Source organism: Actinophytocola sp. (assembly GCF_036002505.1).
In the GTDB taxonomy this organism is placed as follows: domain Bacteria; phylum Actinomycetota; class Actinomycetes; order Mycobacteriales; family Pseudonocardiaceae; genus DASYTH01.
This window is the reverse complement of the sequence record NZ_DASYTH010000488.1, coordinates 1-17,171: the sequence shown is the minus strand read 5'-3', so window position 1 is coordinate 17,171 and position 17,171 is coordinate 1. Positions and strand designations below refer to the sequence as shown.

Sequence of the window (17,171 nt, the reverse complement as noted above, 5' to 3'; positions counted from 1 at the left end):
ACCGGCAACAGCAACGGGCACAGCACTTCTGACTGCCTGTGAGCCTTCGAGGCTTGCTTGAGCCGGTTGCTCGGAAACGGGCATGGCCGGTTCTGAGGGGGCGGGGGCGCGGCAACGCGTCCTCGCTACCCGACGAGATCTACTTCTCGGTTGTGCAACGAAAAGTGGTGTCTCCCAACGACTTCACCAACCTGGACGAAGTCGAGCAGCAGCTCGCCGCGTTCGAGCAACGCTACAACGCCACCGCAAAACCGTTCCGGTGGAAGTTCACCCGCACCGACCTACACGACCTCCTCATCCGGATCAGCCAGCACGAACAACAGCAGGGCAGCGCCGACCTTCCATCCGCCGCATGATCAACCCACGAAGAACTTCCGAAACCGACCACTTAGGCGACAAACGTCAGGCGCAGGACACTAGATCGCCTTGCGGGGGTGGTCGGTGCCGTGCAGGGCGGCGATGAGGTCGTCGCGGGCGCGGGCCACCCGGGAGCGGATGGTGCCGACCGGGCAGCGGCAGATGGCGGCGGCGTCGGCGTAGGGGAGGCCGAAGGTCTGGGTGAGCAGGAAGGCCTCGCGGCGGTCGGGGTCGAGGGTGTTGATGAGCTGGTCGAGGGCGACGGCGTCGTCGATGCCGGGGGTGTTGGCGGGCTGGGTGTGCTCGGCGGCGGTCTGCCAGTCGGCGGTGTCGGCGTGCCGGGGGCGGGTCCGGGTGGTGCGGATGTGGTCGACGACGACGCGGCGGGCGATGGCGAGCAGCCACGTGCGGGCGGTGGAGCGGCCCTGGAACCGGGGCAGGCTGCCGAGGGCCCGCAGGTAGGTCTCCTGGGTGAGGTCGTCGGCGAGCCGGGTGTGCGCCAGGTGCGCCACGAACCGCCACACGTCGCGCTGGGTGGCCTGGACGAACCGTTCGAGGGCGGGGCGGTCGCCGCGGCCGGCCGCCAGTGCCCACTGGGTGATGTCGGCGTCGGTCGGTGCGAGGCTGCTCATAGTGACGACAACGTAACGGACCCCGGTGTGGTTCAGGAAACCCGTGTTACTCCTAGGAACCAGAATCCTCCTAAAGTGCGACTGCCTCAGTGTGCGGTTCTGCCCGGTACCGTGTGGCCCCTCCTCGCCCGAAGTGGAAGGCATGCTGATGGCCGTCCGTGTGATCCGTGCCGGTGGCATCCTGCTCGCCGTCGTGCTCGGCGTGCTGCTGGCCGGCGCTCTGCCCGCCGCGGCGCACAACGAGCTCAAGTCCAGCAACCCGGCCGGCGGCGCCACGCTCGACACCGCGCCGGCCGCGGTGGTGCTGACCTTCGCCGAGGCGCTCATCCAGGGGAAGACGACGATCACGGTCACCGGCCCGGACGGGGCGAACGCCGCCGCCGGCCCGGCGCAGCTGAACGGCCCGACCGCGACCGTTCCGCTCAAGCCCACCGCGGCCGGTGCCTACACCGTGGCCTACCGGGTGGTCGCCGACGACGGCGACGTGACCAACAGCAACCTGAAGTTCACGCTGACCGCCGCGGCCGTGGCCCCACCGGTCACCACGACCACTGCGCCGCCCACCACGACCACGACGACGACCACCACGGCACCGACGACCACGACCCAGGCCGGCACCACGGCGGCCGCGGGCACCAGTTCCGGCACGGTCTGGTGGCCCTGGGTGGTCGGCGCGCTCGTACTGATCCTGATCGTGGTGCTGGTCCTGCTGCTCCGCCGCCGCCGCGCGGGGCAGGCCATCCCCTAAGTAGTGATCATGCCGGGAACCGTGCGGCGGTCCGGCCCGACCACTGTGGTGTAGGGCCGACAGCGCCGAGTTCACAATGGAGGGTTGGCATGCCGGAGCGGGCGGGCGCCGCCGTGGTCGAGCTGGCCATCGGCGGGATGACCTGCGGGTCGTGCTCGGCGAAGGTGGAGCGGCGGCTGAACCGGATCGACGGGGTGCAGGCGACGGTCAACCTGGCCACCGAGCGGGCCTCGGTGGCACTGTCCGGCCAGTTGGGTCCGGATGAGCTGATCACCGCCGTGCGGGAGCTGGGGTTCAGCGCCGAGCTGCCCGCCGCGGAGCCCACCACCCCGGTAGAGCCGGAGCCGGATCCGCACGAGGCGGTGACCGCGGCCCTGCGGTCGCGGTTGCTGGTCAGCCTGGTGCTGTCGGTGCCGGTGATCGTGCTGGCGATGGTGCCGGCGCTGCAGTTCCGGAACTGGCAGTGGCTGTCGCTGACGCTGGCGGCGCCGGTCGTGGTGTGGGCGGGGTTGCCGTTCCACCGCGCCGCGCTGCGGAACCTGCGGCACGCCACGGCGAGCATGGACACGCTGGTGTCGCTGGGCATGCTGGCCTCGTTCGGGTGGTCGCTGAACGCGCTGTTCTTCGGGCGCGCGGGTTTCCCGGGCCTGACGCACACGTTCTCGCTGACCGGCCACGGTGACGGAGCCGGCAGCATCTACCTCGAGGTGGCCGCCGGGGTCACCACGGCGGTGCTGGCCGGCCGGTACGTCGAGGCGCGGGCCAGGCGTTCGGCCGGCGCGGCGCTGCGGGCGCTGCTCGAGCTCGGCGTCAAGGACGTCGCGGTGCTGCGGCACGGGGTCGAGCGGCGGATCCCGGTGGAGCGGCTCGCCGTCGGCGAGGTGTTCGTGGTGCGGCCCGGCGAGAAGATCGCCACCGACGGGGTGGTCGAGGAGGGTTCCTCGGCGGTGGACGCCTCGATGCTCACCGGTGAGCCGGTGCCGGTCGAGGTCACCCCGGGCGATCCGGTGGCCGGCGCGACGGTGAACGCCGGCGGCCGGTTGCTGGTGCGGGCCACCCGGGTCGTCGCCGACACGCAGCTGGCGCAGCTGACCCGGCTGGTGGAGCAGGCACAGGCGGGGAAGGCGGCGATGCAGCGGCTGGCCGACCGGATCTCGGCCGTGTTCGTGCCGGTGGTCATCGCGCTCGCGGTGGGCACGCTGGGTTTCTGGCTGGGTGTCGAGTCCAATGTGGACAGTGCACTGGTGGCCGCGGTGGCGGTGCTGATCTGCGCCTGCCCGTGTGCGCTGGGCCTGGCCACGCCGACCGCGTTGCTGGTGGGCACCGGCCGCGGCGCACAGCTCGGGATCGTGATCAAGGGCGTGGAGGTGCTGGAGTCCACCCGGCGCATCGACACCGTCGTGCTGGACAAGACCGGCACGGTGACCACCGGGCAGATGCGGCTGCGCGACGTCGCGGTGGCCGACGGGACCGACGCCGGCCTGGCGCTGCGGCTGGCCGCGGCCGTGGAGGACGCCACCGCGCACCCGATCGCGGTGGCGATCGTGGCCGCGGCCCGGCAGCGGCTCGGCGCCGTGCCCAGGGCCGAGGACGTCCGGGTGGTCGACGGGCTCGGCGTGCTGGGCCGGGTCGAGGGGCACGCGGTGGCCGTGGGCCGCGCCGAACTGGTGGCGCGCAAGCGAAACCGGCGGGTCACCCTGCCCCCTGTGCTGCGCCGGGCCAAGGACGCGGCGGAGAACGCCGGGCACACCGCGGTGGTGGTGGCCTGGGACGGGCAGCCCCGGGCCGTACTCGTCGTGGTGGACTCGGTGAAGCCCACCTCCGCCCAGGCCGTGCGCGAACTCCGTGCCCTGGGCCTGGATCCGGTGCTACTCACCGGAGACAACGAGGCGGTGGCCCGGTCGGTGGCGGCCGAGGTCGGTATCGACACCGTGATCGCCGAGGTGTTGCCGAAGGACAAGGTGGACGCGGTGGCCGGACTGCAGGCGCGGGGCCGGGTGGTCGCGATGGTCGGCGACGGGGTCAACGACGCCGCCGCGCTCGCCACGGCGGACCTGGGGGTGGCCATGGGCACCGGCAGCGACATCGCCATTCACGCCGGCGACCTCACCCTGGTGCGGGGCGACCTGCGGGCGGCGGCGCAGGCGATCCGGCTGTCCCGGCGGACCGTGGGCATCATCAAGGGCAACCTGTTCTGGGCGTTCGTCTACAACGTCGGCATGCTGCCGCTGGCCGCCGCCGGGCTGCTCAACCCGATGATCGCCGGCGCGGCGATGGCCGTCTCCAGCGTGTTCGTGGTGTCCAACAGCCTGCGGCTGCGCCGTTTTCGGTGAGTGCTCGAGGCCGGCTGGAGGCCCGGCCGGGTGCTCACGACGATCTTGTTCGGTCGGCTATCGTCCGGAGTCATGCGTGCCGGGGCCTCAGACGACGCCGAGACCACGCGGTTGGCGCTGGCCGCCCGCGGCGGGGATCCGGTGGCGCGGGACCGGTTCGTCCGGGCCACGCAGCGGGACGTGTGGCGGTTCGTGGCCTATCTCGCCGGGGTCCAGGCGGCCGACGACCTGACCCAGGAGACCTACCTGCGGGCACTGGGCAGCCTGCCGCGGTTCTCCGGCAAGTCCTCGGCGCGCACCTGGCTGCTGTCCATCGCGCGGCGGGTGGCCGTCGACGACTACCGGGCCGCGCGGGTCCGCCCCCGGCGGGCGGACGTCGAGGACTGGCAGGACGCGGCCGACCGTGCCCATCGGCCTGGCCCGGGATTCGACGACGGTGTGGCGCTGGCCGGCCTGCTGGACGGGCTGGCCGAGGAGCGGCGCACGGCGTTCGTGCTGACCCAGGTGTTCGGGTTGACCTACGGCGAGGCCGCGCAGGTGTGCCGGTGCCCGGTCGGGACCATCCGCTCCCGGGTCGCGCGTGCCCGGGAGGACCTGGCCACCCTGCTGCGTGCGGCCGAATCCGGGAGGCGCCAAGGTCGCTCGACCGCCTGACCGCGGCCGGGTGCGGGGTCGCGGTCAGGCGGTCGTGCTCACCCCGGTGCATCGGTTGATGGCCTCGAGCAGGGTGTGGGGTCGTCGTCGGACTCCCAGTAGCCGACGTGGATGTTGCCGCCCCATTATCTCGACCGGTTCGGCCATTTCGTCGTAGACCTCACCAACCTGGTCAGACCAGGAATGTCTCGCTGGTGGACATCAACGATTCCCCACAGCTGAGAGTTGGCCGCGGACGGCTCCGTTGGGGAATGCGGTTGTGTGGACTTCGACGTAATAGTTCTGCGGGTTGGCGATGATGGCGCTGGCGTCGGCGGGGTCGATCAGCACGGTGCCGCTGACGAAGCCGTTCACCGGGTTCTCGAGGTCGAATACGTCTTCTCCACGTTGGCCTCGTGGCGCTGACCAGTCTGCTCGACGAACTGGCCGATGAGCGGCGCACGGCGTTCGTGTCGACCCAGGTGTTCGGGTTGACCTACGAGGAGGCGGCGCAGGTCTGTCGCGGGGTCGCGCGGGCGCGGGAGGACCTGGTGACGCTGGTGCGGGACGCCGAGGCCGAGGGACACGAGGGCCGCTCGACCGGCTGACCGGCGTCAGGCCACGCGGTGCCGCCCGACCGGCCGCAGCGGCGGGTTCTGCTGGTCCGGTCCGGCGTTCCGGCGGGTGGCGGTATCCGGTGGTGCCGGTATCTCGGTCGGGTCCGAATCGGGGATGGCGTCGGCCCGGCCGGGTGCGGGGTCGCGATGTTGGTGGCGCACGATGACCAGCAGGATCAGGCCGGCGATGAGCACGGCGTGCTCGGCGATGCGGGATGCCGGGGCGCTGCCGGTGATCAGGTCGTGGGTGGAGAAGCCGACCAGCACCAGGACGAAGCCGCCGAGCACGGGGATGAGGCCGGTGGCGGTCGAGGCGCGGAAGACGACCCAGAACAGGCCGATGCCCAGGGCCAGGTTCCAGGCGGTGCTCTCGTTGAACAGGTGACCGGCCTGCAGGGTGCCGGGATGACCGGTGTGCTGGCCCGGATTGTCGACGCCGAGGACCTGGGACAGGCCGATGCTGAGCTGGGCCAGCGCCACCACGCCCAGGGCCGCGCGGGCCCACCAGCCCCGGCTGCTGACCAGGACGGGAGCGCGGTCGAGGATGTGCTCGGCCAGGTCCGGGGTCGGCGTCACCTCGCGGACCCGCACCAGTCGGGTCACCTCGATGGCGCGGGCCTGCCAGGATCGGCACGCGGCGCAGCCGGCCAGGTGCCGGTTGGTGTCGCCGGCCGGCACCGGCTCGTGCTCCCCGTCCATCCGGGCGGAGAGCGCCTCGCGGCATGTCTGACATTCCACGTAGAGATTGTCGCGCTGACGTGCTCGGGAGTTCCCGGCGCCATCCTCCAAGTCCGCGGGAACTCTTGGCTTGTCCCGGTCGACAAACTCGTCATGGACCGCAGAGGGAGCGGGGCCACCGAGGCGCCGGTGGCCAGATGCCCGTCCCGGGCCCTACGGGCGCCGTTGCGGTCGCGACGCGGGATTCGCCATGAAGGCCTGGCGCAACCCCGGGCTGGTGGCTGCCCGTTTGACGTTTTCGGACGCTGTCGGATGGTCTCAGGTCAACTCGACGACATCGGCTATTTCCTTGACCGCGCTCCCCGGCCCGGGCAATATCGAAGCCGTTGCGAGGTCAGGGGAGAGACTCGATCATATGCCAGGGGATATTCTGTTGCGTCCGCGACGATCTTATGTGGTGTGGGTGGATATGTGCCGGCTTCGGTGGTGACGAATGCCGATCTCACCGAACGATTTGATACGTCCGACGAGTGGATTCGCACTCGTACCGGAATTCGGCAGCGATATGTGGTGCACAGCGGTCGAGGTGAACATCTGCTACAACCAGATGCTCTACTTCGCCGTCGCGGAATCGGTTCGGGACCGGCTGCACCCGGTTTTCGCCGGCTGGACCATGGACGACTACTGGCGCCGGCGGCTACCCGACGTCCTCATCTCCCGGTTGACCAGCAGATTCCACCGCCCGATCGGTTCGCGGCGATTCTTCGGTGAGTTCGAGCCGGGTGATGTTCTGGCTGCTCGGCAGTGTCGCCGGGGCGCAGTGGGACCAGCTCGGCGTCGTGCTCGCCACGACCGGGGTGCTGCTGCTGTACGGGCGGCGGCTCAACGCCCTGGTCACCGGCGAGGAAACCGCCACCGCCCTCGGTGTCAACGTCCGCCGGCTGCGGATCGGGCTCCTTGCCCTGGCCTCGCTGCTCACCGGCACGCTCATCGGGGTCGCCGGCGGCATCGGCTTCGTCGGCCTGATGATCCCGCACCTGGTCCGCCTCGCCGCCGGCGTCGACCACCGCCGCGTGTTGCCGCTGTCGGCCCTGGTCGGCGGTGCCTATCTGGTCTTGGTCGACCTGCTCTCCCGCACCGTCGACAGTCCCAACGAGCTGCCGGTCGGGATCTTCACTGCCGCCTTCGGCGCCCCGTTCTTCCTGTGGCTGTTGCGGCACAATCACACCCTGGCGGTCGAACCATGAGACTCGACATCACCACCGTCAGTGTCACCCTCGGAACCACGTGCATACTGCGTGACGCCTGCCTGGAAGTGGCGCCCGGCGACCTCGTCGGGCTCGTGGGTCCCAACGGCAGCGGCAAAACCACCCTGCTGCGCACCGTCTACCGCTCCCTGCGCCCCGACGCCGGCGCCATTCTGGTGGGCGGCGACGACGTCTGGACCCTGTCCGCCCGCACCGCCGCCCAACGCACCGCCGCGGTGCTGCAATCCGGCCCCACCCCGTCCGGGCTCACCGTCGCCGAAGTCGTCGCCCTCGGCCGCACCCCGCACCACGGCCTGCTCGACCGGGAGTCCGCACAGGACCGCGACGCTATCCAGGACGCTCTGAAACAAACCGGAATGCACCCCCACGCCGACCGCCCCTACACCTCGTTGTCCGGCGGCGAACGTCAATGCGTCCTCCTCGCCCGCGCCCTGGCCCAACAATCCCGCCTGCTCGTCCTCGACGAACCCACCAACCACCTCGACATCCGTGCCCGCTTCGAACTGCTCGACCTCATCCGCGCCACCGGCATCACCACCCTCGCCGTCCTGCACGACCTCGATCTCGCCGTCCGCTGCTGCGACCACCTCGTCGTCCTGCACCACGGCCGCATCACCGCCGCCGGCCCCCGTCCTTGACGTCCTTACCCCCGCCCTGCTGCGCGACGTCTTCGGCGTCCACGCCACCACCGACCGCCACCCCGACGGCGTCATCCGCATCACCTACCACGCTGAACCCCTGGCCTGAAAAGAGATCCGCACGCCGATGAGGACCGCCCGCGCCAAGCTCCTCGCCTACGCCCTTGCCCTGGCCGTCGTCTTCGCCGCGGCCTGGACGCTCGGCGCCGTGATCGGACCCGGCACCTCAGTCCCCACCCCGACCGCACCCGCCGGCAATCCGCACGGCCATTAGGGTTCGCGGATCAATGGCACGCTGAGTTGATCTTGATCTGGGTTCAGGTGGGAAGCAACGTGACGTTGCTTGCCCGCTACGGCATCAACGTGACGTTGCTTCCCTGTCACATGACCACCCAGACGCGAGACACATCGCGCCGGCACCCCGGGATCACGCTCCACCAGCCGCGTCCATTTGGATCTACAGATCGGTCGGTGGCCGGCGTAGGGTCCGCGCGTCAGAAGCGTTCACAGCCGATCGCGAAGGAACGTTGTATGAGAAACCGATTTGGAGCGGTGGCGACCGTTATCGTGGTCACTGGGGCAATACTCACCTTTACCGGCGCGCCGTCGCAGGCGGGCCCGCGGGGGCGGTTCGGGATCGACGCGAAACCCGGCCGGCCGCACCTGTCCGGCGCGGCGGACGCCAAGTTCATGAACGCGACCGGGGGAGTGACGGCCACCCAGCAGCTGGCCGGGACCGCCGCCGCGGGTCCCTCCGACGACGTGCAGGCCAACGGGGACAACAAGGCCAACCCGTTCGACCGGTTCGGCAACGGCGCGGGCATGCCGCAGAACGAGACCTCGATCGCGATCAACCCGACCAACCCGAAGAACGTGATCGCCAGCGCCAACGACTACGAGCGCGGCGTGGACTCGACCATGGGCCTCTACGTGTCGTTCGACGGCGGGAAGACGTTCCCGTTCTCCCGGCAGGCCCGCAACGTCATCACCCCGGACCGGGCCATGCTCGGCAGCGGCGACCCGGTGGTCACCTTCGACCGCGACGGCGTGGCCTACGCGGTGTTCATCTCCTTCGCCCGGGCCACCTTCGACTCCTACATCGCGGTGAGCCGGTCCACCGACGGCGGGCTGACCTGGTCGGTGCCGCTGGACGGCCCGGCGCCGGGCGGCTCGCTGATGACGCCCGGGGACGGGATCGCCGCGCACAACGGCGGCCCGGACGACGCGGAGATCTTCCACGACAAGGAGTGGGCGGTCACCGGGCCGCGTCCGGCCGGTGTGCCGCTGGTGCCGGGCACCGACCAGGGCCACGTCAGCCCCGACCGGCTCTACGTCACCTGGACGAAGTTCGTCTCCGCCCCGGACGGCTCCGTCGTCGAGTCCCCGATCGTGATCAGCTACTCCGACGACCAGGGCCGGCACTGGTCGCCGATGCACGAGATCTCCGGCAGCGCGCCGTTCTGCACCGTCCAGAACGGCGACCAGGACGGCACGGCGTGCGACGAGGACCAGTTCTCCGTTCCGGTGGTCGACCACCGCACCGGCACGGTGTACGTGGCGTTCGAGAATGCCAACACCGACGGCCAGCTCAAGAACCGCTACGCCGTGGTCGCCTCCACCGACGGCGGCGCCACGTTCAGCGCGCCGACCTTCGTCAGCGACGTGTTCGACGGTGCCACCAAGTACCCGATCTGCCAGGGCAGCCAGACGCTCGACCTGATGTGCGGGCGGATCAACGCGGCCGGCAACCTCGACATCGACCAGCGCACCGGGCGGCTCTACGTCTCCTTCGCCGACAACCGCAACGGCACCGCCGCCGACACCAACAACGACGTGTTCGTGACGTCCTCCGGCGACGGCGGGCGGACCTGGAGCCAGCCGGTCAACCTCACCGCCGACTCGATCGACGACCAGATCTACCCGTGGCTGTCGGTCACCCCGGACGGGGTGGTCGCGGTGGCCTACTTCGACCGCCGCTACAGCGGGCCGAAGCTGATGGACACGTCGCTTTCGGTGTCCACGAACGACGGCCGCACGTTCAGCACCCGCCGGGTCTCCGACCGCTCCTGGAACCCCGACCTGGCGTTCCGGCTCGGCTTCTTCTTCGGCGACTACAACGGCCTGGCCACGGTTCGAGGCGTCGCTATTCCACTGTGGACCGATGCCCGCTTCGCCGAGCCCAACGTCACCGACAACAACCCGCCGAACCAGCAGTCCGACGTCATGATCGACGTCGAGCAGATCCCCACCCGCCGCTGAATTCATAGCAGCATGGCAGCAAGGCATTCGACTGTCCGAATGCCTTGCTGCCAAGTATCGCACCCAAATGGTCGCTGTTCGCAATTATGAAGGCCTGGTATCGTGACGAACTCCTTTGGCATTTAGGCCAATCAATAGGAGAAGATACTGTTGCGAGCACGGCGATTAATGGCAGGAATTGCGATCATGACGCTGGCGGGTGGAATTCTCGCTGGCGCCCAGACCGCCTCGGCGGCCGCACCCGTGTCCACCGACGTCGCGATCACGGCGAACGGGCACGGCTCGGCCACCCCGCGGTTCATCGACCAGCGGACCAACCCACAGGCCCCGGAGATCGCCGGGCAGGAGGCCCCGGCTCCGCTGGGCATCGACGGCAAGCCGACCGGCTCCAGCCTGCCCACCGGCACCTCGAAGGGCAGCAAGCCGGCAGGTAGCGCCGGGACCACGGGCGCGGGCGGCGCGAACAGCGCGACCACGCCACGCCCGAACATCCCCGCACCGACCACGGTCAACGCCAACTTCGACGGCATCAACCAGGCCGCCGGCGGCGGCGCGCAGCCCTCGGACATCAACGCAAGCGTCGGCCCGACGCAGATCCTCGAGACGGTCAACCGCCGGGTCACGGTGTTCAACAAGGTCGGCGGGCAGCTGTGCACGAACACCCTGGCCGGGTTCCTGGGCCTGGGCGCGCTGAACGTGTTCGACCCGCGCACCCTGTACGACAACCTGAACAACCGGTTCATCATCGTCGTCAGCACCCCCGGTGTGGCCGGCCAGGCGCCGCGGCTGTTCCTGGCCGCCAGCACCACCGGCAACGCCTGTGGCGGGTACTTCGTCTACGGCCTGTCCTTCAACGGCGGGCTCTACCCCCTCGGCGCCCTGCTCGACTACCCGATGCTGGGTCAGGACCGCCAGGCCATCCTGGTCTCCACCAACAACTTCAACCCCGGCTACATCAACACCGCGGCGTGGTCGGTGTCCAAGGCATTGGTCTACGCCGGTGCCGCGGTCAACTTCCCGGCGTTCGGCGTGGCGTTCTCCACCGAGCCGACCACGGTCACCGGCATTCCGCTCGGTGCGACCGCCAACACGTTCTGGGTGGCCGGAGTGCCGGGCACCGGCTACAACCTCTACCGGATGACCAACAGTGCGGGACCGGGCACGACGCTGGTGCTGCAGGCCACCATCGCCTCCGCCTACGCCGCTCCGCCGCGTCGGGTCAACCAGTGCCCGGTCGCCGGCGCCACCACGCTCGACCCGCTCGACGGGCGCATCGTGTGGGCCCCGGTTCAGGCGGCAGGCTCGACGTTCGTCTGGCTCACCCACGGCAACAACATCGCCGGCTTCCCCGGCGTGCAGTACGGCGCGATCAACACCGCGAACAACACGGTGCAGGTCGCCAACGTGTTCCACAGCGGCACGAGTGACGACTTCAACCCGTCGCTCGCGGCGTTCGAGGTGGCGCCGAACTCGCTCAACATCTTCGTCCAGTGGGCGTACACCGACCCGGGCGCGAGCCCGTGCCGCAACACTTCGACCACGGTCAACGGTGTCGCTCCCGGCGGCGGAATACCCGCCCTGATCGCCACCGACCTGACGCTCGCCATCGGCACGGTCACCACCAACAACACCCGGTTCGGTGACTACTCCAGCGCGCACATCGACCCCGTGGCGGCGAGTGCCACCTGCCCGGCCGGCAGCACCGCCCTGGTCGCGCAGCAGTACTTCGACGCGGCGGGCTGGAAGACCCGGCTCGCCCGGGTCAGCTTCGGCCCCGGCTGCTGATCAGTTCCGGCATCGTCCGGGTGTCCCGTGTGGACACCCGGACGATCTGCTCAGTCCTGGTTGATCGCGGCCTTCCGCAACGCATCCACGCACCAGGCCTGGAGGCTGGTGTTCATCCGGCGCGCCGCGCGGTACACCATGTCGTAGTCGCCCGGATCGAAGCGCAGGGTGATCCGCCGCAGGGTGGCCTTGCCCGCGGGCATGTCCTCCCAGCGGATCACCGGAGCGTCCTCGACGCCGGTCGTACCTTCGGGCAGTTGCCGGTCCGGCCGGACCTCATGGTTGCCCCAGGCCATGCCGCCGTCGGCGAAATCCGTTGCCTTGCCGGCACGTTCCAGGGCCAGCATGACCGTGCCCACGTCGGTCTGCTCGGGAACATCAGTTATCACCAGTCTTGCCTGACGGTAGGAACGCAGCCCCACCTTGACCGTGCGGACGACGACGAAACGCACCCCTCGCTCCCATCCTGTACGCACCAACCGGTCCGGACGGACGAACCACGTTACTAATATGCATCGTTGATGAATGACCAAACGTGTCGCCACCGAGGCGATGCCACCCGTTCAGGTCAGCGAACGGGGAACTCGGGGGAGTAGGCGGTGAACGGATCCGCGCCGGTGATCTCCGGCTCCGTGCGGTAGGTGAACTTCACCCGGTAGGTGCCCGCGGTGACCGCCGGCCCGCTCTTGAGGTGGAAGCTGGCCGGGTCGAGCTCGATCGGGTCGGCGCTCCCCGGCTGGATCGTGACGGTCATGGTCGGCCGGCCCAGCGCGCACCCGGTGATGTCGGCCCACCCGCCGTTGTCCTTGCGCTGCAGGATGACAATGGAGCACGCGGTCTTGAAGTCCTCGGTGTAGGCGGGCCGGTCGTTCCCGTTGTGCACGGTGACGCGGATCTTCTGGCCCATCGCGTACCCGTCCGTGTCCAGCACCACGGTCACCTCGCCCTCCACGATCGGCGCGGGGACGCCCGACGGCTCGGGTGTCGGCGTGGGCGTGCTCGCCGTGGGATCGACCGAGGTCGCCGACCCGGATCCGCCGCCGGAGGCCGGAGCGGACCCGCCGGAGCCGGTCTCGGCGCCGCACCCGGACATCGCGGTCAGCACACCCAGCACGAGCAGCGCGGTCCAGCGCTTCATCGTCTCCGTCCCACCTCTCATCGGCGGTCAACCCTAGGACGGGGTTGACCGCCGATGAGGTTGCGGCGATTCAGAACGCCGTCGCGGGGCCGAGCGCCTCGCTGCCTGCCTGTGTCTCGACCGGCGTGCCGGTCGAGCGGAGTGCGCCACCGGTGACCGGCATGCCACCGGTGGGCACGAAGTGGCCCATGTTGAACGTCGTGCCGCTGGGCGCCGACGCGATCGGGATGACCGGGAAGGCGTTGCCGCCGGGGCGGACCGAGGTGGAGATGTAGTCGCCGAACATGCGGCCCTGCGAGGTGTTGGGGATCCAGGACAGCTGCATGGGCCCGGCGATCTGGGTGGCCGCGCTCCACGTGGTGCCGCCGTTGGTCGAGGAGATGTGCCCGACGGAGAGCTGGCAGGTGGCGGCGGTGCAGTTGGCGGTGGGGTAGAAGTAGTAGGTCACGCTGACCCGGGCGGTGGTGCCGGAGGTGGTGCGGTCCACGCCGATGCCGGGAACGAAGTGGTCGACGGTGCTGGTGGTGGTGTCGATCGGCACCCGGACCGGGGCGCCCCACGTGGTTTCGCTGGTGGACTTGCTGATCACGATGTCGTTGGACGGGCAGCCGGAGCGGAACCGGCAGTCCGACCAGGCGACGTAGGCAGTGCCGGCTGCGTCGATCTCCGCCGAGGGCAGGAAGCCGGAACGCAGCCCGCCGGCCACGGTGTGGTGCTGCACGGCGGCCACCTGCACGGTAGACCGCCAGCTGGCGCCGCCGTCGATTGAGCGGAACGAGCGGATCTGGCTGCCCGTCTCGTACGGCACCAGGACCGTCCCGTTAGGACGGACGACCGGCTGGCCGCCGAGCCCGGAGGCGTTGTCGCCGGTGGCCCGGGCCGGGCCCCAGGTCAGCCCGCCGTCGCTGGAGGTGCGCATGCGCATCGCATTGCCGTTGCTGGTGACGTCGTACTGGGTGTAGCAGTTGCCGAAGAACGGGCTGGTGGAGGTGTTGTCGCAGACGATCCAGTTCTTGTCGTTGGAGCCGGTGGTCGTGGTGATCGGGTTGCTCCAGGTCAGCCCGCCGTCGGTGGACCGGTGGGTGAACACCGGGGTGCCCGGGCAGTTGACGCCCAGCGTGGAGATGAGCCAGACGTTGTGCCGGGCGTCAAAGGCCACCGCGGCGTCGGAGATCTGGCCGCACGGCCCACCGGAGTTGGCGGTGGTGCCGGGCAGGAAGCCCTGGGTCCAGGTAGCGCCGCCGTTGGTGGAGGTGGCGAACCCGATGTTGGAGGCGCCGCCGCCGGAGACCCGGCCGACCTGGAACGCCGAGACGATGGTGTTGCCGAAGGTGAACGTGTCCGGCTCCACCTCGGTCCGGTGCTGGGCCTGGGCATCGGTGAACGGGTCGGAGCTGACCTGGGTCACCGGCACGTTGGCCGACGCCGGGGCGGCCGTCATGACCAGCACGCCGGCGACCGCGGTAGGAACCACGAGCGTGGTGCTGAGCAGCATACGTAAACGGAGCTGCATGGTTTTCACCTTCTTCTGTGGCAGGGAACAGCGGGGCTGCGACCATGGCTCGCTCCCATCCAGCCACAACCCGGAGCGCCGGGTAAATCCGCCGGGTGGGCGACGCCGAAAGTATCGGGACGCGGCCACAGTCCGACGTTTGGCGGTGTCGGCTTGGGGTTTCGGCGGGCCAGGGTGGGTTGTTCGGCGCCTGATCGGGAGGTCGCGATCATGAACCTGTCCCGGCGATTCCTCATTCCACTTGCCGCATTCGCCGCGTTGATAGCCTTTTCCCCGCCCGCAGCGGCAAGTCCGGAAGCCCGGAGGGACGTCAACCCGGCGCTGTTCAAGGACCTGCTGTGGCGAAACGTCGGGCCGTCGCTGGGCGGCCGCTCGCTCGCCGTGGCCGGAAGCGTCGCCCGGCCCAACGAGTACTACTTCGGCGCGACCGGCGGTGGGCTGTGGAAGAGCACCGACGGCGGCACCGAGTGGGCGCCGGTGACCGACGGGCAGATCACCAGCTCGTCGGTCGGGGCGATCGCGGTCTGCCCGGCCAATCCCGACGTGGTGTACCTCGGGATGGGCGAGGTCGACCTGCGCGGCGACATCATTCCCGGCGACGGCGTGTACAAGACCGTCGACGGCGGCCGGACCTGGCGGCACCTGGGGCTGGAGCAGACCCAGATGATCGGCAGGATCCGGGTCGATCCGGCCAACTGCGACGCGGTGTACGTCGCCGCGCTGGGCCACGCGTTCGGGCCCAACAACCAGCGCGGGGTGTTCCGGTCCAGCAACGGCGGAAACAGCTGGGAGCGGGTGCTGTTCCGCGACGACCTCACCGGCGCGGTCGACCTGGTGATGGACCCGGCCAATCCGCGGGTGCTCTACGCCTCGCTGTGGCACGCGTTCCGCAAGCCGTGGCTGCTGGAGAGCGGCGGCCCGGGCAGCGGCCTGTTCAAGTCCGTGGATGGCGGCAGCACCTGGACCGAGTTGACGACCAACCCCGGGCTGCCGGCCGCGCCGGTCGGCAAGATCGGGGTGAGCGTGTCCGGGGCGAACCCGAACCGGGTCTACGCGATCGTGGAGGCGCCGGCCGGCGGGCTGTTCCGCTCCGAGGACGCCGGCGCGACCTGGCGGCTGGTCAACGACTCCGCCGCGATCCGGCAGCGGGCGTTCTACTACACGCACGTGTTCGCCGACCCGGTGCTGCCGGACCGGGTGTACGTGCAGAACGTGCAGTTCCTCCGGTCCGACGACGGCGGCGCCACATTGTCCACAGTGAACACCCCGCACGGCGACAACCACGATCTGTGGATCGCGCCGAACAACAGCCAGCGGATGATCGAGGGCAACGACGGCGGCGCGAACGTCAGCGTCAACGGCGGCGCGGCGTGGACCGCGCAGGACTACTCCACCGCCCAGATCTACCGGGTCACCACCACGAACGACGACCCGTACCTGATCTGCGGCGAGCAGCAGGACCGCGACTCGGTGTGCGTGTCCAGCACCGGCGGCACCGACCGGTTCAGCGCCGGCGGCGGGGAGAGCGGGCCGATCGCGGTGGATCCCCGCGACTCCAACGTCTTCTACGCCGGCAACTACGACTGGTTCATGACCCGGCTCGACCGCAGCGGGCGCACCGGGCTGGGCGCGCGCCAGGTCACCCCGTGGCCGGACAACCCCATGGGCCACCCGGCCAGCGACCTGCGCCATCGTCCACAATGGACGTATCCGCTGGTGACCAACCCGGCCGAGCCGGACGCCGTGTACACCGGCTCGCAGTTCGTGATGAAGTCCACCGACCGCGGGCAGAGCTGGCGGCAGCTCAGCCCCGACCTCACCTACCACGACCCGGCGACGCTGGGCGACTCCGGCGGGCCGATCACCAAGGACCAGACCAGCATCGAGTACTACGCCACGGTGTTCGCCATCGCCCCGTCCACTGTGGACCCACGGGTGATCTGGGCCGGCTCGGACGACGGCAGGATCCACCGCACCGCGGACGGCGGCGGCTTCTGGCAGCCGGTGACGCCGCTGGAGCTGGCGAAGTTCAGCACGGTCACCATGGTCGACGCCAGCCACTTCGACACCGGCACGGCCTACGTCGCCGCGCACCGCTACCGCCTCGACGACCGCACCCCGCTGGCGTTCCGCACCCACAACGGCGGCACCACCTGGACCCGGATCAACGCCGGCTTCGCCCCGAGCGACTTCCTCTGGTCCATCCGCGAGGACCCGTTACGCCCCGGCCTGCTCTACGCCGCCACCCAGCACGGCGTGTACGTCTCGTTCAACGACGGCGACTCCTGGCAGTCGCTGCGCACCAACCTGCCAGACACCTCCGTGCAGGACATCACCGTCAAGGGCGGCGACCTCGTGATCGCCACGCACGGCCGCGGCTTCTACGTGTTGGATGACGGCGCCACCCTGCTCCGCCGCCTCACCCCCCGCACCAAACCAGACGACATCAAGGACTTCCACCAGACCATCCCGCCGGTCACCTCCATCCCGCCGGTCGCCCCACCGCCCGCCATGATCCCCCCGACCACCCCCGCACCGGACGCGGAGAACGCGCTGGCCGTCCTGCGCGACC

General features: G+C 70.1%; 17 protein-coding genes and 1 pseudogene. 12 read left to right on the top strand and 6 right to left on the bottom strand.

Annotation, left to right across the window (positions count from 1 at the left end; translation table 11 throughout):
• The first annotated feature begins 167 nt into the window (after nt 1-167).
• Nucleotides 168-356 (top strand): hypothetical protein, encoded by a 189-nt coding sequence (locus VGR06_RS42910; protein ID WP_327565021.1) that lies wholly within the window; start codon nt 168-170, stop codon nt 354-356.
• 60 nt (nt 357-416) lie between these two features.
• On the opposite strand, the gene VGR06_RS42905 is transcribed toward VGR06_RS42910, so the two are convergent.
• The gene (locus VGR06_RS42905) at nt 417-989 is read right to left on the bottom strand and encodes a sigma-70 family RNA polymerase sigma factor (protein WP_327565020.1); all 573 of its coding nucleotides are present in this window, start codon (nt 987-989) and stop codon (nt 417-419) included.
• Between the two features lie 148 nt (nt 990-1,137).
• On the opposite strand from VGR06_RS42905, the gene VGR06_RS42900 reads away from it, so the two are divergent.
• The 3 genes from VGR06_RS42900 to VGR06_RS42890 all read left to right on the top strand — a co-directional run bounded on the left by VGR06_RS42900 (nt 1,138) and on the right by VGR06_RS42890 (nt 4,724).
• Nucleotides 1,138-1,737 carry a copper resistance CopC family protein gene (locus VGR06_RS42900; protein WP_327565019.1) on the top strand — a complete coding sequence of 200 codons (600 nt, stop codon included), beginning with the start codon at nt 1,138-1,140 and terminating at the stop codon, nt 1,735-1,737.
• Between the two features lie 89 nt (nt 1,738-1,826).
• A complete protein-coding gene (locus tag VGR06_RS42895; protein WP_327565018.1) occupies nt 1,827-4,070 on the top strand; it encodes a heavy metal translocating P-type ATPase in 2,244 nt (747 codons plus the stop codon).
• 72 nt (nt 4,071-4,142) lie between these two features.
• Nucleotides 4,143-4,724: a sigma-70 family RNA polymerase sigma factor gene (locus VGR06_RS42890; protein WP_327565017.1), complete on the top strand. Its 582-nt coding sequence runs from the start codon at nt 4,143-4,145 to the stop codon at nt 4,722-4,724.
• 201 nt (nt 4,725-4,925) lie between these two features.
• Here the strand turns inward: VGR06_RS42890 and VGR06_RS42885 are convergent, their stop codons facing one another.
• Nucleotides 4,926-5,078, bottom strand: coding sequence for a CHRD domain-containing protein (locus VGR06_RS42885; protein ID WP_327565016.1), 153 nt, complete (start codon nt 5,076-5,078; stop codon nt 4,926-4,928).
• A gap of 41 nt (nt 5,079-5,119) precedes the next feature.
• Between VGR06_RS42885 and VGR06_RS42880 the strand changes: the two genes are divergently transcribed.
• The gene (locus tag VGR06_RS42880; protein ID WP_327565015.1) at nt 5,120-5,311 is read left to right on the top strand and encodes a sigma factor-like helix-turn-helix DNA-binding protein; all 192 of its coding nucleotides are present in this window, start codon (nt 5,120-5,122) and stop codon (nt 5,309-5,311) included.
• A gap of 6 nt (nt 5,312-5,317) precedes the next feature.
• On the opposite strand, the gene VGR06_RS42875 is transcribed toward VGR06_RS42880, so the two are convergent.
• Nucleotides 5,318-6,058, bottom strand: a complete 741-nt coding sequence (locus VGR06_RS42875; RefSeq protein ID WP_327565014.1) for a hypothetical protein — start codon at nt 6,056-6,058, stop codon at nt 5,318-5,320.
• Between the two features lie 433 nt (nt 6,059-6,491).
• On the opposite strand from VGR06_RS42875, the pseudogene VGR06_RS44230 reads away from it, so the two are divergent.
• The 6 genes and pseudogenes from VGR06_RS44230 to VGR06_RS42850 form a co-directional block, all read left to right on the top strand.
• A pseudogene (locus VGR06_RS44230) lies at nt 6,492-6,728 on the top strand (FcoT family thioesterase); the annotation flags it as partial.
• Nucleotides 6,729-6,765: 37 nt separating this feature from the next.
• Nucleotides 6,766-7,245: an iron ABC transporter permease gene (locus tag VGR06_RS42870; protein WP_327565013.1), complete on the top strand. Its 480-nt coding sequence runs from the start codon at nt 6,766-6,768 to the stop codon at nt 7,243-7,245.
• The gene (locus VGR06_RS42865) at nt 7,242-7,904 is read left to right on the top strand and encodes an ABC transporter ATP-binding protein (protein ID WP_327565012.1); all 663 of its coding nucleotides are present in this window, start codon (nt 7,242-7,244) and stop codon (nt 7,902-7,904) included. Before VGR06_RS42870 ends, VGR06_RS42865 begins: the two co-directional genes overlap by 4 nt.
• A gap of 127 nt (nt 7,905-8,031) precedes the next feature.
• A complete protein-coding gene (locus VGR06_RS42860) occupies nt 8,032-8,178 on the top strand; it encodes a hypothetical protein (RefSeq protein ID WP_327565011.1) in 147 nt (48 codons plus the stop codon).
• Between the two features lie 257 nt (nt 8,179-8,435).
• Nucleotides 8,436-10,163 carry a sialidase family protein gene (locus VGR06_RS42855; protein ID WP_327565010.1) on the top strand — a complete coding sequence of 576 codons (1,728 nt, stop codon included), beginning with the start codon at nt 8,436-8,438 and terminating at the stop codon, nt 10,161-10,163.
• Nucleotides 10,164-10,349: 186 nt separating this feature from the next.
• A complete protein-coding gene (locus VGR06_RS42850; RefSeq protein WP_327565009.1) occupies nt 10,350-11,948 on the top strand; it encodes a hypothetical protein in 1,599 nt (532 codons plus the stop codon).
• Nucleotides 11,949-11,998: 50 nt separating this feature from the next.
• Here VGR06_RS42850 and VGR06_RS42845 read toward each other — a convergent pair whose 3' ends face one another.
• The 3 genes from VGR06_RS42845 to VGR06_RS42835 form a co-directional block, all read right to left on the bottom strand.
• The gene (locus VGR06_RS42845; protein WP_327565008.1) at nt 11,999-12,400 is read right to left on the bottom strand and encodes a hypothetical protein; all 402 of its coding nucleotides are present in this window, start codon (nt 12,398-12,400) and stop codon (nt 11,999-12,001) included.
• Nucleotides 12,401-12,516: 116 nt separating this feature from the next.
• A complete protein-coding gene (locus VGR06_RS42840) occupies nt 12,517-13,086 on the bottom strand; it encodes a hypothetical protein (RefSeq protein WP_327565007.1) in 570 nt (189 codons plus the stop codon).
• A 70-nt stretch (nt 13,087-13,156) separates the two neighbouring features.
• Nucleotides 13,157-14,599, bottom strand: coding sequence for a sialidase family protein (locus VGR06_RS42835; protein ID WP_327565006.1), 1,443 nt, complete (start codon nt 14,597-14,599; stop codon nt 13,157-13,159).
• 210 nt (nt 14,600-14,809) lie between these two features.
• On the opposite strand from VGR06_RS42835, the gene VGR06_RS42830 reads away from it, so the two are divergent.
• On the top strand, nt 14,810-17,171 hold a 2,362-nt coding region (locus VGR06_RS42830), incomplete at its 3' end, for a hypothetical protein (protein WP_327565005.1).